We start from the raw sequence: 23089 nt of genomic DNA on the forward strand, positions 1-23089 counted from the left end.
TGTAATAGTCAACCTCTTATCATTGACCTATGTTCGTGTTGACGGTAGACCAACGGCGCAGTCGTCACGACATCGATCGTGTCGAAAACATCCTTCATGAATTGCGGTCCACTCCGCTCCTTCGCCCATTCGAGCGGACGGCGGGAGACGAAATCCAGGCGGTCACCGACAACCCCCAACTCGTAGTGGACCTGGTACTCGACCTCTTGCGACGCGGATACTGGAGTGTCGGAATCGGACTGGGTCCCGTCGAAGAACCACTTCCGGCCCAGACACGCGCCGGTCGGGGTCCCGCATTCGAAGCCGCCCGCGTTGCCGTCGAGCGCGCCAAGAAGGCCCCGGCACGCATCGCTGTCGAACAGGAACCCGCCGATACAACCCTGGCCGAACGTGCCGCCGACATCGAAGGTGCATTCACCCTGCTGGGCACGATCGTGATCCGCCAGACCCCTGACGGACGTGAAGCTATCGCCTTGATGGACGCCGGCCTCACTCAAGTTGCTGCAGCGCAGCAACTCGGAATCACCAAGCAAGCCATGTCGAAACGACTCCTGACCGCGGGGTGGCAGGCCGAACTTGCTGGTCGCCGACTCGTAGAGAGGCTCCTGACCGCGGCTACGGACGAGCATCGCTGACCAATGAGAAACTTTCTTGCGCAGCATCAACGCCGAATTCTGTTGATACTTCTCGTCGGAGTGCTGGTCGCCGTCGGAAGTCTGTGGTGGACGAAGACGATCAACTTCTCAACATTGCGGTCGACTTCAGTTCCGAATCCTCCGAGAATCCTGGTCGCAGCACTTGGCCGAACCCCCGGCGCCCCACAAACACTGGCCAACTACGCCGCGCAAGCACTCAGTTCCATGATGAACGCCACCACCCTTGCCCGAACCGGTGAGGCGAACGTGACTTCACTCCTCCTCGAAATTTAGTCCACGGACGGTGCCATCACATTCGATCAGGAATCAAGAAGCGCCCATACGATCCGGCAACTAGCGTCATTTCTATGAACCTCACCATCCACTCCGCCTTTCTCCCCCACATCGATCACGAGGCTTCGCTGGCCTTCTACCGCGACATTCTCGGCTTCGACGTTCGCAAAGACGTCGGCTACAACGGGATGCACTGGATCACCGTCGGCCACCCGAACCAGCCCGATACCTCCCTCGTCCTGCACCCACCGACCGCCGACCCCGGAATCACCGACGGCGAACGCCGCACCATCACGGAAATGATGGCCAAGGGCACGTACGCCATCCTCACGCTGGCAACCCCCGACCTCGACGCGACATTCGCGCAGCTCGCAGCGAGTGGCGCCGAGATCGTCCAGGAACCGATCGAGCAGCCGTACGGAATCCGCGACTGCGCAGTTCGCGACCCCGCCGGCAACCTGATCCGTATCAACGAGGTGAAGTGACATGGCGACCATCGAATCTCTGGTGCTCGAGGTTTCCGACCCCGAAGCCGCCGCGAACTTCTACAAGAACTTCGGCGTCGGCGACCACGTGAAGGTCACCGCCTCGGAAGCACCGACCACCGGATTCCGCAGTTACACACTCTCACTCGTCGTATCCCAGCCGAACATTGTCGACGCCTTCCTCGGGGCCGCTCTCGACGCCGGCGCAACCACATTGAAGCCCGCGAAGAAGGGATTCTGGGGTTATGGCGGCGTGGTCCAAGCACCGGACGGCGCGATCTGGAAGGTTGCGACATCGTCGAAGAAGAACACCGGACCCTCCACCCGAGAGATCGACGACCTCGTGCTCCTTCTTGGTGTCGAGGACGTCAAGGCAAGCAAACAGTTCTACCTCGACCACGGCCTCGAAGTAGCGAAGAGTTTTGGACGCAAATACGTCGAATTCGCCAGCCCAGCAAGAACCGTCAAAGTTGCGCTCTACGGGCGCCGGGCCCTCGCAAAAGATGCCGGAGCCTCCCCCGAAGGCACGGGATCACACCGAATGGTCATCGTCAGCGACGCCGGGTCTTTCGCAGACCCTGACGGCTTCACCTGGGCAACCAACCACGACTGAACACTGTTCCGGTCGTTCGCAATTGCGCGAAACGACTGTGCGATACGGTCACACTCCGCACCACCGCATAGTGATGCGGAGTGTCGTGCATCCGACTGGGCGACGGCGTGTATCACGAAGTTGTCGGCATTCTGCACGCCGATCCAGAGCACGTTCGTTATCTCGGACCAGTCACCATGACCATGCCCCCAGGTCGATACGCCTTCGCCCGCCACGATGGACGCGTCGAAGATATCGGGCACACGTTCGGAGCAATGCAAGAGTGGGCCAGTTCTCGTGGACTACCCGCCGGTCGCCACAAACTCGACCTCGGATACAGAATGTCGAACGGGTCGGAGAAGCACGATCCGTACCTCCAACTTGTCGATCCAGCGGAAAACTCCCCTATCACTCGGTAGTGGAGAGGCACTCGGTTGTCCTCGGTCCGCGATCCAAATCTGGTCGCAGCAATAGCGTCAAAAGCAGTTTAATTGCCAATATCGGCAATCTATTTGCCGATATATTTCGCCAATCTTCGATCTCCGGTGGATCGAGCGGTTCCAGCGGTAGCTAACGATCGCAGATGCCAGCGGACGGCGGCTACTCGTGGTGCCGCCGTCCGCTGGCATTACCGCCCGAGAACTTCACGGACCGCGGACCGAACTTGCTCGACGCTCTGACCTGACTCGATCAACTCGGTGCCCGTATGCACGAGAGCGTTGATCAGTTTGGCCGTCAACCTCGGGTCCGGCACGCCTTGGGCGCGGAGCGCGTCGACCAGGGGAAGCACCAAGCTGTCGTGCATATCCATGATCCGTGAATCACGAAATGTCTGCGGCGTCAATGTCGCCAGCGCTCCGACGATCGCATGTTCACCGTCGGCGACCAGTTGCAGGTTTGCGTCGACGTATGCCCACACCGGGTCGTCGGCTCCGTCCATCGCCTCGACGATCTTGCCGTTCCAGCGCGGGAACATGTCCTCGACCACAGCGCTGAGCAGATCTTCTCGGGACCGGAAGTAGTGGTACACGCTGGACCTGGCAAGACCCGCCTTCGCAGCCACCTCTCCGAGCCCCGGCGGCTGATCCGGGGTCTCGGAGAGAAGTGCGTGGGCGGCATCGAGGAGCGCTCGCCGCTGAGCAGCACGATGCTCTCCGACAGTGGCGGCGTCGATCTTCGGCACCGAACCTCCTCTACTCCGCGGACGGGCCTACTCGTGCCGGTGCAGTTGTCCGTCAACCATTTCGAGGATGCGGTCACAATGCACGAGGACGTCATGATCATGGGTCACCATGATCGTAGCGACGCCCGCCTCATGGGTTTCGTGTGCCAGCAGTTCGACGACCTCATGGCTGCGCTTACGGTCGAGTGCCGCTGTCGGCTCGTCGACGAGCAGTAGCGACGGATTACTCATCAGTGCCCGAGCGATACCGACTCGCTGGCGTTCACCGCCTGAGAGTTGCCCGGGCCGCCGGTTGCCACGGTGGCTCATGCCTACTGACTCGAGGAGTTCGTCGACGTCACGACCTGGCCGTCCCGTGATCTTGGAGACAAGCCGCAGTTGGTCGCGCGCCGTCAGTGCTGGGATGAGGTTCCCGGACTGAAATACGAATCCGACCTTGTCGCGTCGTAATTTGGCCAAGGCGCGATTGGGCATTCCTGTCACGTCGAGGCCGTCGATGGAAACCGAGCCACTTGACGGACGACCGAGGCCACCGGCAACGGCGAGCAGGCTCGACTTTCCGGCGCCCGACGGTCCGACAATCGCGACTAGCTCGCCCCGTGGCACTTCCAAGCTCACGTCGTCGAGGGCAAGCACGGTGGAATCGCCGTCGCCGAATCTGAGGCTGACTGCGGTGAGCGCGAGTCCGGTGGTGGTCTTTTCGATGGTGGTCATCGGTTCTCTCCCAGTGCGGTGAGCGGATTGACGCGGGTTACGCGGACGATGGCAACGGCTGCGCCGATCAAGCCCAGTAAGGCGAGCAGTACCGCGCCATTGACGATGGGACCGGATTCGAGCGCGAACGGCATTCCGCCGCCTTCGAGTCCCGAGCCGAGTCCGACGCCAAGCAACACACCGACTGCGATGGACCCGAACAGCACGACGAGAGCCTGCAGCAGTCCGTCGCGCAGCAGGAATCCGGTGGAGGCTCCCATTGCGCGCATGACGGCGAGTTCACGGCCACGCTGCACCGTCCAGATACTGAAGAACGCGCCGACGACAAGGGCGGAAATTGCATACAGGAATGCCTTGATCATCGACATCGTCATCATTTCGGCGGAAAAACCCGGTGACGAGTCGAACGAGTCCTCCAGGATCTTCGCGGACGTCCCTGCTGCCGCGTCTCCTGCGGTGAGGTCCGGAAGCGCACCGTCCACGCCTCGAATCGCAATCACGCTCGCTTCGGAGTATGCACTGGCGCTGGGTGTTTCACCGATCTTGGCGCCTGCGTGCACTTCCTGCCAGGTCCGCAACGGCAGGTACGCGACGTCGACGTGCCCGAAAGTGCGTTTGTCCACGGTAAAGCCGACAACAGTCAGCTCGGTACCGAGCCGATCAAGGATGACGGTGTCACCGAGCGCGACGCCATCATCACGAAGGGTAGTGCTGACGATGATGTCGGTGTCGGAGTGCAGCGCGACTCCCTCGGCAGAGGCCGGTTCGAGGAAGGACCCCGGTTCGATACCGAAAAGTGTGAGGTCGACCGGGGTTCCACCGCCAGTCTTAGCGTTGACGATCATGTTTCCGAATAGTTCGGCAGCTTCGACGTCAGGCTGTGCGCGCCACGCCTGCGCTTGCTCCTCGGTAACGACCGAGCGCGAAAACGCGGAGTCCGACTTCGTGCCCTGTTCGAATGCGAAGGCCTGGATCGGCGTCCGCTGCAACGCGGAGACGCCGTCGTTGACCAGGCCAGACGAGAGTCCCGACAGGATCACCATCAGGATCGAGATGAGGGCGACAACGGCGCCCATCAAGAGAAATCGGTTGCGCGCAAACCACAGTTCACGCAGAGCGAGGAACATGCCGGGGAACTCCTATGGAGTCGAAACGGATCACGCCCACTTTTGTCGACGCACTGTCGACATCATATCGACAAGATGTCGACAAGATGTCGATACCTAACGTGATCTACGCTACTACGCCCAGTAGTATCAATGGGAGAAGTCCGGCGGCAGTCACTCTCCGCCGCGACGAAAGATTTTGTTACCCAACCAAACCAGCGGGTCGTAGCGCCGATCCACCACCCGTTCTTTCATCGGGATGATCGCGTTGTCCGTGATCTTGATGCCCTCCGGACACACCTCGGTGCAGCATTTGGTGATGTTGCATAAGCCGAGGCCGTATTGATCCTGCGCAGCATCCCGACGGTCTGCCGTATCGAGCGGGTGCATCTCGAGTTCGGCGACGCGAATGAAGAAGCGAGGGCCAGAGAAGGCCTCCTTATTGTCCTCGTGATCGCGCACGACGTGACAAGTGTTCTGGCACAGGAAGCACTCGATGCACTTTCGGAACTCCTGCGAGCGTGCAACGTCGATCTGCTGCATCCGGTACTCACCCGGCGCTATCCCGGGCGGCGGTGTGAACGACGGAATCTCACGCGCCTTGCGGTAATTGAACGAGACATCGGTGACCAGATCACGGATGACCGGAAACGACCGCATCGGTGTCACTGTCACCACCTCGTCCTCGGCGAATGTCGACATCCGCGTCATACACATCAGGCGCGGACGCCCGTTGACCTCCGCCGAGCAGGATCCACACTTGCCCGCCTTGCAGTTCCACCGCACCGCCAGGTCCGGGGTTTGGGTGGCCTGCAGGCGATGGATGATGTCGAGCACCACCTCTCCCTCGTTCACCGGAACCGAATAGTCCTGCAGATCACCTCCGCCGGCATCGCCGCGCCACACCCGAAATTTCGCGTCGTAGCTCATGTCAGGGTTTCCTTCCCGGATGGCCGGCGAGTTCGGCATCGGTGTAGTACTTGGCCAGCTCGTCGATCTCGAAGAGCGCCAACAGATCTGGCCGCATAGAGGACTGTGGTTCCGAGGTGACCTCCACCTCCGGCACGGCGGCGTCCGGATGCGCGGCCATATCCCCCACTGCAGCGCACACCAGCAGGGTGTTGCGCCACTGGGCCTGCATCGCCGGATGGTCGTCCCGGGTGTGCCCACCGCGGCTTTCGGTCCGCAGCAACGCGGCCTTCGCCACACATTCGCTGACCAGCACCATGTTTCGCAGGTCCACAGCCAGGTGCCATCCCGGATTGAACTGCCGATGTCCCTCCACCACCACTGCACCGATCCGGAGTTTGATCTCATCGAGTGTGCGCAGCGCACGCTCGACTTCCGCAGCGGTGCGAATAATGCCCACCAGATCGTTCATCGTCTGCTGCAGTTCGGTGTGCAGAGTGTACGGATTCTCGAGTGCAGCATGACTGCCCTGGGTCTCGAACGGCGAGAGCAGCATTCGCGCCGCAGCATCGATGTCGGCCGGATCCACCGCCGGGCGCACGGGCAGTGATTTCACGTATGTTGCGGCGCCGAGGCCGGCACGTCGGCCGAACACCAGCAGATCAGACAGCGAATTTCCGCCCAGGCGATTGGAGCCGTGCATTCCGCCGGAACACTCGCCGGCCGCGAACAATCCCGGCACGTTCGAGGACCCGGTATCGGGGTCCACCTCGATACCGCCCATCACGTAATGGCAGGTGGGGCCCACTTCCATCTGTTCCTTGGTGATGTCGACATCCGCGAGTTCCTTGAACTGGTGGTACATCGACGGCAGACGACGCTTGATTTCCTCGGCCGGCATCCGGGACGCGATGTCGAGATACACGCCGCCGTGCGGGGTTTCACGACCCTCCTTGACCTCGGTGTTGATGGCTCGAGCCACTTCGTCGCGGGGCAATAGATCGGGGGTGCGGCGGTTGTTCTCCTGGTCCTCGTACCAGCGGTCGGCTTCTTCTACCGTCTCCGCGTACTGGCCTTTGAACACCGGTGGGATATACGAGAACATGAAGCGGTCGCCCTCGGAGTTCTTGAGCACCCCACCGTCGCCGCGCACGCCCTCCGTCACGAGGATGCCTTTGACACTCGGTGGCCACACCATGCCTGTCGGGTGGAACTGGACGAATTCCATGTTGATCAAGTTGGCACCCGCGCGCAGGGCCAACGCGTGACCGTCGCCGGTGTACTCCCACGAATTGGACGTGACCTTGAAGGACTTGCCGATTCCGCCTGTCGCCATCACCACGGCCGTGGCCTCGAACAGCACGCAGCGGCCACTTTCGCGCCAATAGCCGAAGGCCCCGGAAATGCGGTCACCGTCCTTCGTCAGTTCCGAAATAGTGCATTCGGCAAAGATCTTGATCCGGGCCTCGTAGTCGCCGGTCTCCGCGAAATCCTCCTGCTGCAGCGAGACGATCTTCTGCTGCATCGTCCGAATGATCTCGAGTCCGGTGCGGTCACCGACGTGAGCGAGCCGCGGATAGGTGTGACCACCGAAGTTGCGTTGGCTGATCCGGCCATCGGGAGTCCGATCGAACAGTGCGCCATAGGTTTCCAGTTCCCACACCCTGTCAGGCGCCTCGCGCGCATGCAGCTCCGCCATCCGCCAGTTGTTGAGGAACTTGCCGCCGCGCATGGTGTCCTGGAAGTGCGTCTGCCACGTGTCCTTTTCATTGGCGTTGCCCATCGCGGCAGCGCAACCACCCTCGGCCATCACGGTGTGGGCCTTGCCGAACAGCGACTTGCAGACCACGGCAACGGAGAGTCCCTGCTCTCTGGCCTCGATCACCGCGCGTAGTCCGGCTCCCCCCGCCCCGATCACTACGACGTCGTAGTTGTGCCGTTCGACTTCGGTCATGTACTCCCCCTACAGGGTTCGGCGGTCAATTGAACAGACGCAGGTCATTCACCGTTCCGCTGGCCACGAGCATGATGTAGAAATCGGTGATCATCAGCGTGCCGAGAGTGGTCCAGGCCAGCTGCATGTGTCGGGTGTTGAGCTTGCTCACCTGCGTCCACACCCAGTAGCGGATCGGGTGCTTCGAGAAGTGGGTGAGCCGCCCACCCGTGACGTGACGGCATGAATGGCATGAGACCGTATATGCCCACAGCAAGCAGACATTGACCACAAGAATCAGTGTGCCGAGCCCGATCCCGAAACCACCGTCGGCGCCGTGGAACGCGCGAATCGCGTCGTACGTGTTGATCATCGACACAAGAAGTGCCACGTAGAAGAAGTACCGATGCGAGTTCTGGACGATCAGCGGAAGCCGAGTTTCACCCGAGTACGTGCGATGGGGTTCCGCGACCGCGCAGGCAGGTGGCGCCAGCCAGACGGACCGGTAGTAAGCCTTTCGGTAGTAGTAGCAGGTCAGCCGGAATCCCAGCAGGAACGGCAGCACCAGGAAACCGAGCGGGATCCACATCGGCAATTCACCGATGGGGGTGCCGAAATCGCTGGCACCCGGCGCGCACGAATCACTAAGGCACGGTGAGTAGAACGGGGTCAGATAGTGATAGTCCTCGACCCAGTACGCAGTTCGGACAAAGGCGCGGATCGTCGCGTAGACGACGAACACAGACAGGCCCAGCACCGTCAGCAGCGGCGCCTGCCACCACCGGTCGGTTCGCAGCGTGCGCGCAGCGATCCGCGCACGCGAGGGCGCGCCCACTCCGTCGGCATCGACCGGCGGCGCACTCATGTGTCGTGATCTGCCGGGTGGCCGCCAACGCCCTCGTCATCGGCGCCTTGCCACATCGACGCGTCGTACGGGGTATCGGGCACTTGAATCCGCTCGACAGGTCTGTGATGCGTCAGGTGCGGCGGCGATACCTCGAGGTCGACGTAATCGATCTCGAGCCGCTCCACATCGTTGACCAACCTACGTACTGCCGGTGCGTCGCCGTACAACGACTGCAGCGAAGCGACACAGTGCCGGAGGTTGTCGATGATGCGCCTGAGCTCGAGCATTTCGGTGGTTGACATAGACCTCTCCAACCAATCGGTAGAAGTGGTGACCCTTATCACGTTACGACATTGACGCCGCAATGGCAGGTCTGTCCGAATTTCGGTCCGGCAGACTTTACCGGTGGACCTCCACCGATGAGTTTTGCTTTCCCACCGAGTCTCAATCTCAGGACCACCATCATTGACAGTGACGGAGAACAAAATGAGCCAGCTACTGCGAGTCCAGAACTTCAACATTTCGAGCGACGGAATTGCTGCCGGACCCGACCAAAGTTTCGAGAGTCCGTTCGGACTCGATCATGGGCCGCAATAAGTTCGGTCTCCAACGCGGACACTAGGACAACCACGAGTGGCTCGGTTGGTGGGGCGACGAGCCACCATTCCGCACTCCGGTATTCGTCATGACTCACCACACGCGTCCTTCTTTCCCGCTCTCCGACACCACCTTCCACTTCGTCGACGGCGACCCGGCAACCATCCTGGAACAGGCGTGAGAGGCCGCGCAAGGCAAGGACGTCCGACTCGGCCGCGGAGTGAGCATCATCCGGGAGTTCCTCGACGCTGATCTTGTCGACACCATGTTTGTGGCGGTCTCACCGATCAAGTTCGGAGGCGGACTGAAACTCTGGGAGTCGCCCGAGGAGTTACTCGACCGGTTCAACCTCGAGGTCATCCCCAGTCCCAGCGGCGTAAACCACCACCTGTTTTGGCGAAAGTAGCCGCCAGACTTGACCTTGACACAGTGGCAAGGACTCCAATGGTCGACGAAGGAGGTGGTTGTCTTGAACACAACCAACCCCAGTGGGCCGAATGCTCACCTCGTCGACTCACTGTCCGCAGCCGACCCATCGGTTCGGCTGCGGACAGCACTCACGGCCGGCACGCACCCTGATCCGCGATTCCTGGACGCTCTGGTCGATCGGTGCGCCGTCGAACCGGATTTCTTCGTCCGCGACATGCTGACCTGCGCGTTGTGCCGTCTACCGGCCGAGAGCACAGTGCCGAGGCTGGTCCAAGAGCTCACGTCTGGCACCGTGCAGGCCCGCAGTCAGGCGCTGCACACCCTGTCCAAGATCGGGGATCGGCTTACCTGGCCTGCCGTGGTTGCACTTCTCCACGACGCGCACGACGAGACCGCGCGTACCGCGTGGCAGACGGCAGTGGTACTCGTACCGCCCGGCGACGAGGCAACGCTCACGGCCGATCTGGCGACCGAACTCGGACGGGGTGACCGACGGTTGCAGATGCAGCTAGTCCCAGCCAAAAGACCATTAAGCCTCCGATCAGCACGAATCCAATCAGAAACATGTCGAATCCCGGCATACAGTCAGTGTCAGTCTGTGCGCATTCGCTCAGCCCGGCCTCAGCTAGCAGACTCCTCATCATGCGTGCCGACTCATGTCCATCCCCGTCACCTGTTCACGAGATCCGCGTCGTACTGCAACGAGTCGTCCGGATTGATGGGAAACGCTTCGAGGTCGCTGCACGCGACGATCTCGTTCGCAGCCTCACGACTGCAGCCGACAAGAGTCGAGTCGAAGTCAACCTCGGTCGCAACACACCACGAACGATCCTGCGGCCATACAAGATTCGCCGAAGGACTCCACGGTCGCGCTCCGATGATGTCGGGGATCGTCGACGCTTCAGTCAACGAACCAGAGAGCACGACGTAGTCCCGTCCGGGATGTCGTATCCGCGGCCCATCTATCAATCGTGACGCCATCGGGGCAACAGGGTCAGGACGTGAGAAGAAGCGCCTGACCCCGGTGGAATAGTGCACCGTGGCGCCGGTGCGGAGGAAACCCCAGCCGTCCCACAGAGCAAAATAGGCCAAGTCTGACGAATTCGTATGGTGAGCAAGCACATCTAGAAGCCGTTGATTGTCCGGTTGGTCGATCGAACCGACTTCAGGCTCGTCGCCGTCCCACCGTTCGCTATGCGGGTTGATGGAATCTTCAGCATCGATCAGACGCCACCACTGAACGAGCGGATGCAACGTCCGCCCTGTCGTCGCTGCAACATCCCGCCACCGCACCACGTGATCGCCGTCGACATCGATGGGATGCAGGACCCGCACATAGGCGTCGAAACCGCCAGGCACAACTCCGGTGGTTGTTCCCGAGCCCATGGTCAAGCGTGGTTCGATCCAGTCGCTGACCGATGCGTCGTTGACGGGTTGCATCATTGGATCGTTGCAGACTGGCGGAAATTGCGTGAACACCCCGCTGAATCTCCACATACCATCATGTAACTTCGCACTTTCGAATGAAGCAGGGGGCTTGGACTTATATGGTCGTTCTCGCGTTGATTGCACTGGCAATGGCAGCGGCCGCACCAGCTGTTGCGGCGGTCTTGCCGAAACTCGGTGGTGGCCACATCCAGATTCCCGAATGGGCGTCTGCGACAGTTTCACTGCCCGCGCTCGGTGTTGCAGCCCTTGCCGCCGCTCGAACCATGCCGGTTACCGGATTCGCGCTGGGAGCAACGCTTGTACTCTGCGTACTTGCCGCCGCGACAGCCGGCGCACCAATAGTATTGGCCACCTTCAAGATTGCTCGGCGGCAACCAGACGGAAGTCCCGCCCCCAATGCGGGCCCCTTACGTGGTGGCCGCGTCATCGGCGTGCTCGAGCGGGTCGCCGTCGCGGTCTCCATTCTGGCCGGGTGGCCTGAAGGTATCGCAATCGTCTTGGCAGTCAAGGGTTTAGCGCGCTACCCCGAACTGCGTGAACCCCATGCATCCGAACAATTCATCATCGGCACCTTCGCCAGCGTCCTCTGGGCGATCGCCGTCTGTGGAACGGGAAAGGCGCTGATCACGTAAGTTTCGTGATCAGCGCCTTCGTCAATCAAGCAGGTCAGTGCCTGGGTCCGCCTTCTGGCGGCTGATCCTGGTACGGGTACTTCTGCTGGAACTCTTCACGATCGGACTGCAAGGGAAGCTGTCCGGGGAAGGCACTCTCTCCCGCCGGTGGGAGTGCTGGCTCGGTGAATCCCGAAGCCGGAGCCTGCGGAGCAGTGTCACGAAGCGATCGAACAGCCGCCGCCGGATCCTCGACGGGTGTACGAGCAGCAACTTCCGCTGCGCGCACAGTTTCCGCGATGGCCGGATCAGACTTGGTCTCGAACCACTCTGCTACCTCGGCAGAATCGTCCTCAGGCTTGGGGAGATCCGCGTCGGCCGTCGACGGCTCGTAGCGGAATACGCCATCCTGACCCTGTGCACCAAGGGTTGTCGCGAAACCCTTGAGCGCATCGCCGAAGTCGCTCGGAACGAGCCACACCTTGTTGGCATCGCCCTGCGCCATTTGCGGCAACGTCTGAAGGTACTGGTACGCAAGCATTTCCGGGGTCGGCTTGCCCGCCTTGATTGCGGCAAAGACCTTCTCGATGGCCTTGGCCTCACCCTGCGCCTGCAGGTATTTGGCAGCGCGATCACCTTGTGCACGAAGGATCTGCGACTGACGCTCACCCTCAGCGTTGAGGATGGAGGCCTGCCTGTTGCCCTCAGCCGAAAGGATCTGACTCTGCTTGGCGCCCTCGGCGGTCTTGATCGCAGATTCGCGATGACCCTCAGCAGTCAGAATCATGGCGCGCTTCTCACGATCGGCCTTCATCTGCTTTTCCATCGACTCCTGAATCGACGGCGGTGGATCAATGCTCTTGAGTTCCACACGTGCGACGCGCAAGCCCCAACGTCCGGTTGCTTCGTCGAGTACACCGCGAAGCTGACCGTTGATGGAATCACGCGAGGTCAGTGTCTCTTCCAGCGTCATACCGCCGACGACGTTACGGAGCGTCGTCGTGGTCAACTGCTCGACCGCGGCAATGTAGTTGCTGATCTCGTAGACCGCTGCCTGCGGGTTGGTGACCTGGAAGTACACGACGGTATCGATGGACAGCGTCAGGTTGTCCTGGGTGATCACCGGTTGCGGTGGGAACGACACGACGCGTTCGCGCAGATCAACCTTTGCCCGCACTCGGTCCGCAAATGGAATCAAGAACGTGAGCTGACCCGATACCGTCTTCGAGTACCGGCCGAGCCGCTCGATAACCGCGGCCTCAGCCTGCGGCACCAGTGCTACCGACTTCGCGACCACCAAGATCACGAAAAGCACCACCACACCGAGCACTATGAGTGCTGCCATTTTTAAGGTCCCCTCCAGACAACTGCTGTTGCGCCGTTGATTTCCATCACCGTCACCGTGGTGCCCGGCGGGTACACCTCGGAGCTATCGAGGGGACGAGCCGTCCATACTTCGCCGTTCAGTTTGACCTGACCGGCGTGCTCTCCCACCTCTTCGAGAACGATGGCGTGTTTGCCTTCGAGTGCCTGGATTCCCATCGCAGTGGGCGGCGGGGTGCCGAAGCGTCGCAACAGAAAAGGCCGAACGACCAAGATCAATGCTGCCGACGACACACCGAACATCACGGCATCTACCCACACGGGAAAATCCGTGACCGAACTGAATCCGGCAGTAGCCAACGCGCCACCGGCGAGCATCAGCAGGAAAAAATCTCCTACCAGTGCTTCGGCGCCGGCGAGCACGAGTGCCCCGATAAGCCAAATAAGTGCAGCCACAACACCATCTAACCAGAATGTGTGACTCGGGCCGCGCCTGCGTCAGTTCGGTTCGGTCACGAAATCGACAAGTTGCTCGACAGCACCGATAAGTGGAGCTTCCAAATCACGAAAGCTCTCGACGGCGTTGTAGACACGTCGCCAGCCCTCCTGAGTTGTTCCCCAACCGAGTTCGCGGCAGATTCCGGTCTTCCAGTCCTCACCACGCGGAATCTTCGGCCACGCAGCGATTCCCACAGCCTTAGGACGCACCGCTTCCCAGACGTCGATATACGGGTGTCCGGTCACCAACACATTCGGACCGAGCCCCTGCGTCAACTGCGTTTCCTTCGAGCCTGTGACGAGGTGATCCACCAGGACACCCACCCGTCTGCCGGGACCGGGGCCGAACTCGGCGAGGCGCTCCCCCAGATTGTCGAGGCCCTCGAGGTGTTCAACCACAACACCTTCCACGCGCAAGTCGTGTCCCCACACTCGCTCCACCAGGGCCGCGTCGTGGACACCTTCCACCCAGATCCGGCTCGGCAGCGCTGTGCGAGCGCGCAATCCTTCGACCCGAGTCGAACCCGAAGCGGACCGCGCAGCCTTCGCCGAGGCAGCCTTGGGCACCGGACGCACCAACGTCACCGGTGAACCGTCGATGAGGAACGCCGCCTCACGCATCGCGAACAATCGGGTCCGGGACCGTCCGTCCTCGAGTCGCACGAAATCGCCGTCGTAGGTTCGCTCGAACCCGACTACCGCACCGCAGAATCCCGTCGCCACGTCTTCGACAACGAGGTCGCGTTCGGCCGCTACCTGGGGCGTCACACGCTTCTGGGCGCGGGTGTGGCCCGCAAAAATGTCACCGTATCCATTACCGCTCACGCCGAATAACGCTAGGTCACGATGCCCGCGCCGCACAGGTTGCCACGCCGAACTAAACTCCTCTGACATGAGTTCCCCCAGCGCAACACTCACAGTGTGGGCAGCGTCATGGCTGGCCGGTGACAGTGCGCCGGACGACGTCATCGACGCACTCGCGGCGTGGGCGCCAATGCATCTGATCGGTGCCGCCGACGCCGATACCGCCTCAGCTCTCGGGCTCGACTGGCCTGGCATCACCGACGGCGGCGCCCCGATGTTGCTCCGCGTACTACGACGCGCCGGTAACATCTCACCGGCCGAATTGCGATTAGTGCTGCCCGCTGCCGGCGATGTCCGAGGCCTACCGGCCCGAACGGATTTTGCCGACGCTGCCTTATTCACCGGTCAAGGCGTGTTGGTCGGTGAACCGGGATCTGCCGGGTTCGGTCTGGTTCCGGTTGTCGAGGGACCCGACGTTCTGCGGTGGACTGTGTACTCCGTCCCGAACGTATCCGGTCCGGCTGAACACATCGGGTTGGGTGAGGCTGAATACTCGATGCGCGAGGCCGTCCGCAACGCCGCAGCGGCCCTGCTGCAATTGCAGACGGTTCCCACGGGCACACCCACCGACGACGCTCGTGCCAGAATCGCCGACGCCCTCTCCGAGCACGCCCATCACCGATACCCGGAATCGCTCTCGTCCCGAGCCCTGCGCGTCCTTGACAGCGCCGATCAAGTTGCCGCGATATTGACTGTGGCGGAACATGATTCCACCAACGAGGCGCCGAGCGTATCTGCCATCCATGCCCGCGAATCAATGTTGCGACCGTTGTGGGCCGCAGTCCGATCAGCCCGAATGGCAGCGGCGGCAAGCGTGGCAACCCACCACCCGGCCAGCGGACAATAGCGAACCATTGCGCCTAAGCATGTCGATGTGGACGCCGCTGTCAGGTTCCCGGATTAAGAAAATGGCGCTTTTCACACGCATGTTCACATGATCGACTCCGGCCGCTCCCCCAATGCCGATATCCGGTGCTGGATACCTGGCTAAAATGCCGCGAACAAAAGACAACTGAGTGAACGGCAGGTTAACGTCGTCATTGGCCCGGCCTTTTGAGTTGAACGGGCGTCCACTTAGGTGTTTGCTTGCCAGCGCACCGAACCGAATCGACCAAGAGGCCTGTGATGGAATCCAACCCAATAGATCGCCGCAAATTCTTGGCCTGTGCCGCCGTCACGGGGGCAGCCATACCCGTGGCAGCGATGGCGTCGGGAATCGCAAACGCCACCGATTTCAACAATGTCGCCGCAGACAACGGCAAGTTCCCTTTTCCCACCGACAACGACCTTCGAGTGCTCCTCACCGGGGACGCCGGCACTGGTACGCCTGCACAATGGGCAGTTGCCGATGCGATCAGAGAACTACATACCCGCGAAACGCTCTCGATGGCACTAGGTCTCGGCGACAACATTTACGAGCTCGGCCCCAACGGAGTCGACGACGGTCAGTTTGCCGCGAAATTCGAGGATCCTAACCACGCTCTCGATTTTCCGTGGGCGATGGCGTTGGGCAATCACGACAACAGTGCTGTTTTTCCGGGCGACGGTGGATGGTTGTTGCGAGGGGACGACGAGGTGGCCTACCACTCTCGCTCGCGCCGTTGGTGGATGCCGAGCCGGTACTACTCGGTGCGCGTGCCGGAGGAAAATCCGGTCGTAGAGTTCTTCGTTCTGGATCTCAACCCGCTCGCAGCATCCCTGCCGCCGCTGTTTGTGCAATATTGGGCAGTGGACGGGCAATACATGAATGAGCAACGCGCATGGCTGGATGCGGCGATCGACGCGTCGCCGGCGAAGTGGAAGATCGCGTGTGCCCACCATCCGTACCTGAGCAACGGGTCGCACGGTGATGCCGGCGAGTACGACGGCATCCCGATCGAACCGATGAACGGCGTGCACGCCAAGCGGTTCTTCGAAGAAGATGTCGTCGGACGTTGCCAATTGATCCTTTCGGGCCACGATCATTCGATGCAGGTACTCGAGCCGACTATCGAGTCGAAGGGCACCCGGCAGATCGTCTCCGGCGCGACTGCGAAGAACAGCCACGGTAAGGCCGGGCCTCGGGCCGACGATCGTCGCACCCTCTTTCAGAACTTCACCGACGTCGGGTTCATGGTGATGGATCTGAACGCCGACGAGGTGCGACTGCGAACCTATACAGTCGATATCGCGACTGGGGCCTCAACTCTCGCATTCGACCGTCGCCTCATCTGATCCATGTCGATGCACACCAGGTCACCGGACTCTGATTCCGCCCGCGGTGACCTGGTGCACCGATCGCGGCACTCGCTTGCCCTTGCCGAAAGGTGGTGTTCGGCAACGCCACCACATCCGCGACGCGTGATTGCCGAGCACTCCGTGCCAAATAGTGTCCGTGAAAATCCTGCCAAATGATTCCGAGAGCCACAGGCGAAGGCCGTCTCAGGTCAGACGCACTCGAGTATGCGTTGGAGAAGGTGAAACAGGTTTCTGAGACACACGACGATTCAACAACTGTTGCAGCTGATTTCACTCCGAAAACGATTTCTACCGCCCGATGGTCCTCGGCTGATGATCTGAACTCGCTTCTCCGATCGGTGGTGTCTCACCGATCAATGCCTCAGAACCTGCCTTGGTCTCAACAGGTCAACGCATCACCGACGATAACCGATCAACCCCAGAAAATCGGGTCCCCCACTTCTGTCGATGTGATCGAGTCCTCCCGCCACGGCGGCCGACATTCACAGATCGCCACATGACGTGGCGCGATGTCGCCTTCAGTGATTCAACGAGGGATGAGATCCGTCAATATCCAGACACCCGCTGCCGTGAGGGCAAAGTTCATGATCAGGAAGGCGATCGGCACACCGGTACTATTTCGACTTCGTGACAACTTTTCCAGAATGCCGGAGCTCACTGCACCGACCGACAGTGCGAACATCGTGACAGCACCGTCGACGCCTCGGGCATAATCGAAAAAAGAGCTGGCCAGCAGGGCCACGCCAGTGGACGCAGCCACGCCGCACATCGCCAGAAATATGCCATGCAACTTCTCGTACTGTCGCGGGTTCAGGATAGACGTGAACAACGGATGCTCCTCGATTCTGAAGCGGCATTTTCCTGGCGAGCTACGTTAACACCCTTGGCAGATCCCCAGATGAGCCTAACGAGCACCCGAAATTGAGGCACTGCTGCCTCATTCTTGTTGACAGACAAAGTGGTGCCCTACAATTTTCCTCAAACTTTTCGTGGAAAAGTCCTTTCTTGCCAAGCTCTTTGAATCGGATGAAGCTGAACGCGGCCCTTAAGTTGACGAATCCCCAATGCTCTAAAAGCCTCAATAGCAAAAGGACCTTCCCTCCCTGCTACTGCCGACAGATTGTGCCGTTGCACGCCAGAAGAAGCTGCGCTCCACATCAAGCCCTAGCCTGATCGTGAAGGATTTCGTTCGCTGAGCGAGCGAAATCCTTCACGATCGTCGCGGATGGTGTCGCCGCCGTTGGAGTCCCGGTGCTCCATGATGCCGTCGATCATGTAGGTGACTTGCCGCATTCCTTTCTGTCGCCAATCCCATCGTCACGCCCAAACAATGCTGAAATGAACTTGTGCATCTAAACCCTTACGGCGAGTATGCCGTCCTGCTTGCCGCATCGCTGGCCAACGACTGGCCAGCCGACCGAGACGGCATCGTCGAGCGGACGCGCGACTTCGGAATGACCATGGACTTCCCCAACTCCACCGTCGACGACCATGCGGTAACCCGCGCGGTCATTGACGCCTGGCTCACGGTCGTCGACGCACGTGATCCCCAAGAACGGGCCGGCCTGCTCAACAGCCACATGGCCACAGCCACTGCGTATCCGCGGCTCACAGACCACAACGACGAAGGTTGGCATCTGCACTACCGCGACCACGACCAGACGCTTTCGCACGTGTTGCTCGCCGTTATCAGCGTCGGGACCGCGCTGCACCTCAGCACTCGCGGCATGCACCGACTCGGCAGATGCGCCGCGGGAGATGCTCCCGGTGACCCGTGCGAAAACGTCGTTGTCGACGTCACTCGCAATGGCCGCCAGCGCTATTGCTCAGTACGCTGTGCAAACCGTGCTGCCGTCCGCCGACACCGCGCCCGCACTCACTGACCAACGGTTGATTGGACGGACTGAATGCCTGCCCGAATCCGCTCGACGCCCATCCAGAGTGCAGCTCGAAAATATCGATATCAACACGTCAAGCTGTACAACTGACGGATGAGATCCTTCGTCTGGCGCAATCGCACCCTGATCGTTCTTGCTGTGGTGCTGGCCGTAATCGGAGGTCTGTGGTGGACGAGAACAACGGTTTTCTCGAGGACAGCTGTCGTCGCGTTCAATCCTGGAAGCCCATTCACACCGTGGCCAGAGGATGAACAGGACACGTCACCGGGCATTTCTATTCGAATGCGTTTCACTGCCGAAGATGTGCGAAAGATCGCCGACCGGGTCGCCGAAACCTATGGCGGTGAACAGGTTCACGCCGGGGGTGGTCGTGCTCATCGCGAGTAGCTGGTCGGCCAGTCCGCGGGCGTCGAGCATCTCCAGCGTTCGCGCCATGGTTGCAAAAGCGCGACTCGACGGGTTGATCGTCGGCCACCGTTCCAACACCGCTACCGAACGGCCAAGGCGCGCAAGATCTCCCGCTACTGTCATGCCTGCCGGCCCACCGCCGACCACGACTACGTCGACTTGATAGTCCGGCTTCTCACGCTGCACTACCGGGGTGTTGTTGTTCGGGCCTGTCACCATCGTCGCTCCGGTCGATAGGAGTTTCGTATGACGAGTACCCGCAAAGGTAGCTTTCAGTGCAGCGGTTGCCTCACTCACGCAGCGCTTGGCTGATCCGCGCGGCTTGCTTCGTGAGATGGTGACGTTCGGCGAGGTTGGGGGCAGATCGGGCGGCATCGGCATACAACTGCGCCGCAGTCAGAAAGTCGCCCGCTTTCTCGTGGAGGTACGCCGAGGCGGCGGTATGCCGGGGCAAGTCCGGATCGACCGTGGCCAAGACCGCGAGGCCGGCCACGGGGCCATCTGCCTCACCGATCGCGACAGCCCGGTTGAGTTGCACTACCGGACTGCCTGTGAGCCGGAGCAGTTCGTCGTACCAGCCGACGATCTGCACCCAGTCGGTCTCCTCGGCGCGCGGCGCGTCGGCATGCAGTGCGGCGATAGCGGCTTGGGCCTGGAACTCTCCCAGTCGGTTACGAGCCAGCGCTGCCTGCAGGATGTCGACTCCCTCAGCGATGAGCGCGATGTTCCACAAAGAACGGTCCTGCTCGGCGAGGGGCACCAGACTGCCGTCGGGCCTGGTCCGGGCCGGCCGCCGAGCGTGGTGCAACAGCATGAGCGCCAGCAGTCCCGCGATCTCCTCGTCTTCGGTCCTCGACTTCTGCGAGGTGTCGGTCAACTGCCGGGTGAGCCGGATCGCTTCTGCCGACAAGTCGACGTCTCCGGTGTAGCCCTCGTTGAAGACCAGGTAGAGCACCCGAAAGACGGTCGCCAGGTCTCCCGGCTGATCGAACCGCACGTCACGGACAGTGCGTTTGGCCCGGCTGATCCGCTGCGCCATTGTTGCCTCCGGAACGAGGTAAGCCTGGGCGATTTGCCGGGTGGTCAAGCCGCCGACGGCACGCAACGTCAGGGCCACCGCGGAAGCCGAAGTCAGCGACGGGTGGGCGCACAAGAAGAAGAGCTGCAACGTGTCGTCGGCGATCTCCGTCGGTCCGGGTGGTGGTTCGAGGTCGAGCAGCCGCTCGCGATCGCGGCGGGAGGCCTCGGAGCGGTGGGCGTCGAGAAACTTGCGCCAGGCAACCGTCACCAACCATCCCTTCGGGTCGGACGGTGTCCGGGCCGGCCAGGTCAGCGTCGCCTGGATGAACGCTTCCTGCACGGCGTCCTCGGCCGCAGCGAAGTCAACTCCGCGGCGTACGAGGATGCCGATCACCGCGGGAGTGAGCTCCCGCAGCAGTATGTCGTCCATCACCGGAAATCTTCCCTGGCCGGCTCGGTCACTCGGTGACCGTCGGAGGTGCAGTCAGGAACGGTCGCACCTCGAGCCACTCGTGAATCGGCTTGCCGCCGGCTCCGGGGGCAGCCGACAGCTCGCCGGCGAGCTCGAGTGCCCGCTCGTAGGTGTCGACGTCGATGACCATCCAGCCGGCGATCAGGTCCTTGGTCTCCGCGAAGGGTCCGTCGGTGACGGGCGGACTACCCTCCCCGTCGTATCGGACGAATGTGCCCTCGGGAGAGAGTGCTTGACCGTCGACGAACTCTCCTGTCGTCTCGAGTCGTGCTGCGAAATCGGACATGTACTTCATGTGGTCCTCGATTTCGTCGGGCGTCCACTGGTCCATCGGGACATCGTTGACGGCCTGGGGTGCGCCGCGGTAATGCTTGAGAAGCAGGTACTTCGTCATGCTGATCTCCTTGGTGTGTGCGGCCCGGGTTGCCGCGTCTACCCCTGGAACGGAGCCGCTAGGCCGTTCTCGACATCCCGATGTCATTGTGCCAAATAACCTGGGCAAGGCTGTGGAAACAGGGCGCGGACTCACACGCAGCACGTGACCCACTTTCCTCACTCCTCCAACAGGATGACCACCCGATGAACCCCTGAATTTGAACGTGTTCAAATTCAGGGCGTACTCTAAAGTTGAACACGTTCAAATAGAGGAGCCGTCATGAGCGATCGCGGGACCGAGACGCGGGAAAAGCTGGTGGAGACCGCATTACGACTCTTCCGGGACGAGGGATTCCAGGCGACGACCATGCGCCGAATCGCAGGCGAGGCGGGCGTCTCGCTCGGTAACACCTACTACTACTTCGCCGGCAAGGACGAACTCGTCAGCGAACTGTATGTGGTCATTCAGCGCGATCACCGCGCGCTAGCGCTTCCACAACTGCGCGATGGCGGTTCGCTCGAGGAGAATCTCAAGACCGTTCTGCACGCCGGACTCGATGTCATGAGTCCCTATCACGGCTTCGGCAGCTCATTTTTGCAGATTGCACTGCCGTCCACATCCCGATCCAGCCCGTTTTCGGTCGAGTCGACCGATGCGAGAGAAATGGCGATCGATCTGATGCGCCAGGTTCTGACGGCCTCGAAGCAGCGGACGCCACCGTCCTTGGAGAAGCAGCTCCCCACACTGCTGTGGCTGACCTATCTGGGCGTAACTTTGCACTGGGTTACCGACTCGTCTCCTGGTCAGACGTGTACCCGCACTCTGGTCAACGGCGTTGTCCCCGTCGTCGCGAAGGCAATCAAGCTCGCCAGATTGCCAGTAGCCCGTGGCCTGGTTGGCGACATCGCCAAGCTGATTACCAATACCCCTGCTAGCGAACAGGTTACAGTGCGATGAGCGTGCTGAACGATGTCGTCATTTGTGGGTCTTCGGGCTACGTCGGGCAGCACCTTCGTCGCGCATTGGACGCCAGCGGAGTCACGGTGCGAACCATCGGCCGGGGAGGCACGAGCGATGGCGTCTGGTCCGACGAACAAAGTGTCATCGATGTTCTGGACGGCGCGGATCTGGTGGTCAACCTTGCCGGACGCTCCGTGAGCTGCCGGTACAACAAGCGCAATGCCGATGAGATCTTTTCATCACGGGTGGAAACAACAGCACAACTTGGTCGCGCACTGGTACGCACACCGCAGCCGCCCTCACTCTGGGTGAATGCCAGCACTGGCACGATCTACCGAAACGCTCGCGATCGTCCGATGGATGAGAAGTCCGGTGAACTGGGGAAAGGATTCTCCGTCGCAGTCGCGCGGGCCTGGGAACAGGAACTCTTCGACGCACCCACGCCCATTCGGAAGGTGGCGCTACGCCTGTCGATCGTCCTCGGCGCCGGCGGCGGTGCGATCAACCCGCTCATCAATCTGGCGCGGATGGGCTTTGGCGGAAGAATGGGTGATGGCCAGCAGATGTTCAGCTGGGTACACATCGATGATGTCGTTCGCTCGATCATCCACATCGTCGAACATCAGGACATCGCCGGTCCGGTCAATATCGCGACGCCCTTCCCCGTGACCAACGACGCGATGATGCGTGAGGTGCGGGCGACCCTGGGTCGACAGCACGGATTGCCGACACCCGGTTGGATGTTGGAGTTCGGCGCACGGATCATCCGCACCGAAGCCGAATTGGTGCTCAAGAGCCGCTGGGTCGAGCCGGGAGTGCTCGCAGCCACGGGATTTCAGTTCAAGTTTCCGACCCTGGAGTCGGCGCTGAGCCAGATCGCACATGAGACTCCACGAGGTCTGCTGCCCGTAGCGCTGGGCTGACAATCAGACCTAGCGTCGCCCTGCTCACACCCACCGGATGTCCGGACGCCCAGTCTCATCTCGAACCCGCCGAAGTAGATCAGACCCAACCCGCACATGTTGCTGCGCGCGAGCAGGGTCATCCCACCCATCCAGAAAATCGTAATGGGTGTCCCAAAATTGTTGCCACCCAAGCAGATCAAGAATCAATGCATCCGACAGCCCCAACGAATTCTGCTCCGGCCTGAGCGGACCATAGCTGCCGGGACACGGATAATCGGTACCCCACAACGGAAAACGGGCACCATACTCCACCATCAGCCGGATACCAGACATCCTCGCTGCC

27 protein-coding genes and 2 pseudogenes are annotated in these 23089 nt (G+C 61.2%); 13 read left to right on the forward strand and 16 right to left on the reverse strand.

All coding sequences use genetic code 11. The features are described 5' to 3' along the window. Nucleotides 1–29: 29 nt before the first annotated feature. The 5 genes from QM600_RS00895 to QM600_RS00915 all read left to right on the forward strand — a co-directional run bounded on the left by QM600_RS00895 (nucleotide 30) and on the right by QM600_RS00915 (nucleotide 2425). Nucleotides 30–635, forward strand: coding sequence for a hypothetical protein (locus tag QM600_RS00895; RefSeq protein ID WP_283259598.1), 606 nt, complete (start codon nucleotides 30–32; stop codon nucleotides 633–635). Nucleotides 636–638: 3 nt separating this feature from the next. Then, nucleotides 639–929, forward strand: coding sequence for a hypothetical protein (locus QM600_RS00900; RefSeq protein ID WP_283259599.1), 291 nt, complete (start codon nucleotides 639–641; stop codon nucleotides 927–929). 74 nt (nucleotides 930–1003) lie between these two features. Next, complete coding sequence (locus QM600_RS00905; RefSeq protein WP_283259600.1) at nucleotides 1004–1414, forward strand: VOC family protein; 411 nt, start codon at nucleotides 1004–1006, stop codon at nucleotides 1412–1414. Nucleotide 1415: 1 nt separating this feature from the next. Then, on the forward strand, nucleotides 1416–2027 hold the full coding sequence (locus tag QM600_RS00910) for a VOC family protein (protein ID WP_283259601.1): 612 nt from the start codon (nucleotides 1416–1418) through the stop codon (nucleotides 2025–2027). 80 nt (nucleotides 2028–2107) lie between these two features. After that, a complete protein-coding gene (locus tag QM600_RS00915; RefSeq protein WP_283259602.1) occupies nucleotides 2108–2425 on the forward strand; it encodes a hypothetical protein in 318 nt (105 codons plus the stop codon). Nucleotides 2426–2634: 209 nt separating this feature from the next. Here the strand turns inward: QM600_RS00915 and QM600_RS00920 are convergent, their stop codons facing one another. From QM600_RS00920 to QM600_RS00950, 7 genes are all read right to left on the reverse strand, one after another. Further along, nucleotides 2635–3189: a TetR/AcrR family transcriptional regulator gene (locus QM600_RS00920; RefSeq protein WP_283259603.1), complete on the reverse strand. Its 555-nt coding sequence runs from the start codon at nucleotides 3187–3189 to the stop codon at nucleotides 2635–2637. Nucleotides 3190–3216: 27 nt separating this feature from the next. Further along, nucleotides 3217–3903, reverse strand: coding sequence for an ABC transporter ATP-binding protein (locus QM600_RS00925; RefSeq protein ID WP_283259604.1), 687 nt, complete (start codon nucleotides 3901–3903; stop codon nucleotides 3217–3219). Continuing rightward, entirely contained in the window at nucleotides 3900–5030 is a 1131-nt protein-coding gene (locus tag QM600_RS00930; protein WP_283259605.1) for an FtsX-like permease family protein, read from the reverse strand. The genes QM600_RS00925 and QM600_RS00930 overlap by 4 nt, the downstream gene beginning before the upstream one ends. 153 nt (nucleotides 5031–5183) lie before the next feature. After that, nucleotides 5184–5939: a succinate dehydrogenase/fumarate reductase iron-sulfur subunit gene (locus tag QM600_RS00935; protein ID WP_283259606.1), complete on the reverse strand. Its 756-nt coding sequence runs from the start codon at nucleotides 5937–5939 to the stop codon at nucleotides 5184–5186. Between the two features lies 1 nt (nucleotide 5940). Continuing rightward, nucleotides 5941–7872, reverse strand: coding sequence for a fumarate reductase/succinate dehydrogenase flavoprotein subunit (locus QM600_RS00940; RefSeq protein ID WP_283259607.1), 1932 nt, complete (start codon nucleotides 7870–7872; stop codon nucleotides 5941–5943). Between the two features lie 25 nt (nucleotides 7873–7897). Next, nucleotides 7898–8716: a succinate dehydrogenase subunit SdhC gene (sdhC, locus tag QM600_RS00945; RefSeq protein WP_283259608.1), complete on the reverse strand. Its 819-nt coding sequence runs from the start codon at nucleotides 8714–8716 to the stop codon at nucleotides 7898–7900. Next, nucleotides 8713–9000 (reverse strand): Rv0250c family protein, encoded by a 288-nt coding sequence (locus QM600_RS00950; RefSeq protein WP_283259609.1) that lies wholly within the window; start codon nucleotides 8998–9000, stop codon nucleotides 8713–8715. The genes sdhC and QM600_RS00950 overlap by 4 nt, the downstream gene beginning before the upstream one ends. Before the next feature lie 184 nt (nucleotides 9001–9184). On the opposite strand from QM600_RS00950, the pseudogene QM600_RS00955 reads away from it, so the two are divergent. Together QM600_RS00955 and QM600_RS00960 are read left to right on the forward strand one after the other, a co-directional pair. Continuing rightward, a pseudogene (locus QM600_RS00955) lies at nucleotides 9185–9701 on the forward strand (dihydrofolate reductase family protein). Between the two features lie 54 nt (nucleotides 9702–9755). Then, a pseudogene (locus tag QM600_RS00960) lies at nucleotides 9756–10235 on the forward strand (HEAT repeat domain-containing protein); the annotation flags it as partial. Between the two features lie 158 nt (nucleotides 10236–10393). On the opposite strand, the gene QM600_RS00965 reads toward QM600_RS00960, so the two are convergent. Continuing rightward, nucleotides 10394–11164 carry a hypothetical protein gene (locus QM600_RS00965; protein ID WP_283259672.1) on the reverse strand — a complete coding sequence of 257 codons (771 nt, stop codon included), beginning with the start codon at nucleotides 11162–11164 and terminating at the stop codon, nucleotides 10394–10396. Between the two features lie 107 nt (nucleotides 11165–11271). Between QM600_RS00965 and QM600_RS00970 the strand changes: the two genes are divergently transcribed. Further along, on the forward strand, nucleotides 11272–11805 hold the full coding sequence (locus QM600_RS00970) for a hypothetical protein (protein ID WP_283259667.1): 534 nt from the start codon (nucleotides 11272–11274) through the stop codon (nucleotides 11803–11805). Nucleotides 11806–11839: 34 nt separating this feature from the next. Here QM600_RS00970 and QM600_RS00975 read toward each other — a convergent pair whose 3' ends face one another. The 3 genes from QM600_RS00975 to QM600_RS00985 are packed head-to-tail and all read right to left on the reverse strand — an operon-like array spanning nucleotide 11840 to nucleotide 14430. Then, complete coding sequence (locus QM600_RS00975; RefSeq protein ID WP_283259610.1) at nucleotides 11840–13129, reverse strand: SPFH domain-containing protein; 1290 nt, start codon at nucleotides 13127–13129, stop codon at nucleotides 11840–11842. Between the two features lie 2 nt (nucleotides 13130–13131). Then, nucleotides 13132–13563, reverse strand: a complete 432-nt coding sequence (locus tag QM600_RS00980; RefSeq protein WP_094272868.1) for an NfeD family protein — start codon at nucleotides 13561–13563, stop codon at nucleotides 13132–13134. 42 nt (nucleotides 13564–13605) lie between these two features. Continuing rightward, on the reverse strand, nucleotides 13606–14430 hold the full coding sequence (locus QM600_RS00985) for a DUF3097 domain-containing protein (RefSeq protein WP_283259611.1): 825 nt from the start codon (nucleotides 14428–14430) through the stop codon (nucleotides 13606–13608). Nucleotides 14431–14497: 67 nt separating this feature from the next. Here QM600_RS00985 and QM600_RS00990 point away from each other — a divergent pair, with 67 nt between their 5' ends. Together QM600_RS00990 and QM600_RS00995 are read left to right on the forward strand one after the other, a co-directional pair. Then, nucleotides 14498–15316, forward strand: coding sequence for an Rv1486c family protein (locus QM600_RS00990; RefSeq protein WP_283259612.1), 819 nt, complete (start codon nucleotides 14498–14500; stop codon nucleotides 15314–15316). A gap of 275 nt (nucleotides 15317–15591) precedes the next feature. Next, on the forward strand, nucleotides 15592–16683 hold the full coding sequence (locus QM600_RS00995; protein ID WP_283259613.1) for a metallophosphoesterase: 1092 nt from the start codon (nucleotides 15592–15594) through the stop codon (nucleotides 16681–16683). Nucleotides 16684–17233: 550 nt separating this feature from the next. Here QM600_RS00995 and QM600_RS01000 read toward each other — a convergent pair. Continuing rightward, nucleotides 17234–17536: a hypothetical protein gene (locus QM600_RS01000; protein WP_283259614.1), complete on the reverse strand. Its 303-nt coding sequence runs from the start codon at nucleotides 17534–17536 to the stop codon at nucleotides 17234–17236. A 517-nt stretch (nucleotides 17537–18053) separates the two neighbouring features. Between QM600_RS01000 and QM600_RS01005 the strand changes: the two genes are divergently transcribed. After that, complete coding sequence (locus QM600_RS01005; RefSeq protein WP_283259615.1) at nucleotides 18054–18590, forward strand: CGNR zinc finger domain-containing protein; 537 nt, start codon at nucleotides 18054–18056, stop codon at nucleotides 18588–18590. 276 nt (nucleotides 18591–18866) lie between these two features. Here the strand turns inward: QM600_RS01005 and QM600_RS01010 are convergent, their stop codons facing one another. Genes QM600_RS01010 through QM600_RS01020 form a run of 3 tightly spaced genes read right to left on the reverse strand, consistent with a single transcriptional unit; the run spans nucleotide 18867 to nucleotide 20899 of the window. Continuing rightward, nucleotides 18867–19310 carry an FAD-dependent oxidoreductase gene (locus QM600_RS01010; protein ID WP_283259616.1) on the reverse strand — a complete coding sequence of 148 codons (444 nt, stop codon included), beginning with the start codon at nucleotides 19308–19310 and terminating at the stop codon, nucleotides 18867–18869. Then, entirely contained in the window at nucleotides 19303–20463 is a 1161-nt protein-coding gene (locus tag QM600_RS01015) for an RNA polymerase sigma factor (RefSeq protein ID WP_283259617.1), read from the reverse strand. Before QM600_RS01015 ends, QM600_RS01010 begins: the two co-directional genes overlap by 8 nt. 28 nt (nucleotides 20464–20491) lie before the next feature. After that, nucleotides 20492–20899 (reverse strand): YciI family protein, encoded by a 408-nt coding sequence (locus QM600_RS01020; RefSeq protein ID WP_283259618.1) that lies wholly within the window; start codon nucleotides 20897–20899, stop codon nucleotides 20492–20494. Nucleotides 20900–21160: 261 nt separating this feature from the next. On the opposite strand from QM600_RS01020, the gene QM600_RS01025 reads away from it, so the two are divergent. Beyond that, nucleotides 21161–21838, forward strand: coding sequence for a TetR/AcrR family transcriptional regulator (locus QM600_RS01025; RefSeq protein ID WP_283259619.1), 678 nt, complete (start codon nucleotides 21161–21163; stop codon nucleotides 21836–21838). Continuing rightward, on the forward strand, nucleotides 21835–22764 hold the full coding sequence (locus tag QM600_RS01030; protein ID WP_283259620.1) for a TIGR01777 family oxidoreductase: 930 nt from the start codon (nucleotides 21835–21837) through the stop codon (nucleotides 22762–22764). Before QM600_RS01025 ends, QM600_RS01030 begins: the two co-directional genes overlap by 4 nt. A gap of 24 nt (nucleotides 22765–22788) precedes the next feature. Here the strand turns inward: QM600_RS01030 and QM600_RS29730 are convergent, their stop codons facing one another. Beyond that, complete coding sequence (locus QM600_RS29730; RefSeq protein ID WP_502942834.1) at nucleotides 22789–23079, reverse strand: immunity protein CdiI family protein; 291 nt, start codon at nucleotides 23077–23079, stop codon at nucleotides 22789–22791. Nucleotides 23080–23089: the final 10 nt, after the last annotated feature.

It is taken from the genome of Rhodococcus sp. IEGM 1379, from assembly GCF_030056815.1.
Taxonomy (GTDB): Bacteria; Actinomycetota; Actinomycetes; order Mycobacteriales; family Mycobacteriaceae; genus Rhodococcus_F.

Excerpts from the sequence above, each read along its gene's own strand:
- QM600_RS00895 (WP_283259598.1), top strand. The coding sequence starts at position 30 with ATGTTCGTGTTGACGGTAGACCAACGGCGCAGTCGTCACGACATCGAT.
- QM600_RS00900 (WP_283259599.1), top strand. The coding sequence starts at position 639 with ATGAGAAACTTTCTTGCGCAGCATCAACGCCGAATTCTGTTGATACTT.
- QM600_RS00905 (WP_283259600.1), top strand. The coding sequence starts at position 1,004 with ATGAACCTCACCATCCACTCCGCCTTTCTCCCCCACATCGATCACGAG.
- QM600_RS00910 (WP_283259601.1), top strand. The coding sequence starts at position 1,416 with ATGGCGACCATCGAATCTCTGGTGCTCGAGGTTTCCGACCCCGAAGCC.
- QM600_RS00925 (WP_283259604.1), bottom strand. The coding sequence starts at position 3,903 with ATGACCACCATCGAAAAGACCACCACCGGACTCGCGCTCACCGCAGTC.
- QM600_RS00930 (WP_283259605.1), bottom strand. The coding sequence starts at position 5,030 with ATGTTCCTCGCTCTGCGTGAACTGTGGTTTGCGCGCAACCGATTTCTC.
- QM600_RS00935 (WP_283259606.1), bottom strand. The coding sequence starts at position 5,939 with ATGAGCTACGACGCGAAATTTCGGGTGTGGCGCGGCGATGCCGGCGGA.
- QM600_RS00940 (WP_283259607.1), bottom strand. The coding sequence starts at position 7,872 with ATGACCGAAGTCGAACGGCACAACTACGACGTCGTAGTGATCGGGGCG.
- sdhC (WP_283259608.1), bottom strand. The coding sequence starts at position 8,716 with ATGAGTGCGCCGCCGGTCGATGCCGACGGAGTGGGCGCGCCCTCGCGT.
- QM600_RS00950 (WP_283259609.1), bottom strand. The coding sequence starts at position 9,000 with ATGTCAACCACCGAAATGCTCGAGCTCAGGCGCATCATCGACAACCTC.
- QM600_RS00965 (WP_283259672.1), bottom strand. The coding sequence starts at position 11,164 with ATGCAACCCGTCAACGACGCATCGGTCAGCGACTGGATCGAACCACGC.
- QM600_RS00970 (WP_283259667.1), top strand. The coding sequence starts at position 11,272 with ATGGTCGTTCTCGCGTTGATTGCACTGGCAATGGCAGCGGCCGCACCA.
- QM600_RS00975 (WP_283259610.1), bottom strand. The coding sequence starts at position 13,129 with ATGGCAGCACTCATAGTGCTCGGTGTGGTGGTGCTTTTCGTGATCTTG.
- QM600_RS00990 (WP_283259612.1), top strand. The coding sequence starts at position 14,498 with ATGAGTTCCCCCAGCGCAACACTCACAGTGTGGGCAGCGTCATGGCTG.
- QM600_RS01015 (WP_283259617.1), bottom strand. The coding sequence starts at position 20,463 with ATGGACGACATACTGCTGCGGGAGCTCACTCCCGCGGTGATCGGCATC.
- QM600_RS01020 (WP_283259618.1), bottom strand. The coding sequence starts at position 20,899 with ATGACGAAGTACCTGCTTCTCAAGCATTACCGCGGCGCACCCCAGGCC.
- QM600_RS01025 (WP_283259619.1), top strand. The coding sequence starts at position 21,161 with ATGAGCGATCGCGGGACCGAGACGCGGGAAAAGCTGGTGGAGACCGCA.
- QM600_RS01030 (WP_283259620.1), top strand. The coding sequence starts at position 21,835 with ATGAGCGTGCTGAACGATGTCGTCATTTGTGGGTCTTCGGGCTACGTC.
- QM600_RS29730 (WP_502942834.1), bottom strand. The coding sequence starts at position 23,079 with ATGTCTGGTATCCGGCTGATGGTGGAGTATGGTGCCCGTTTTCCGTTG.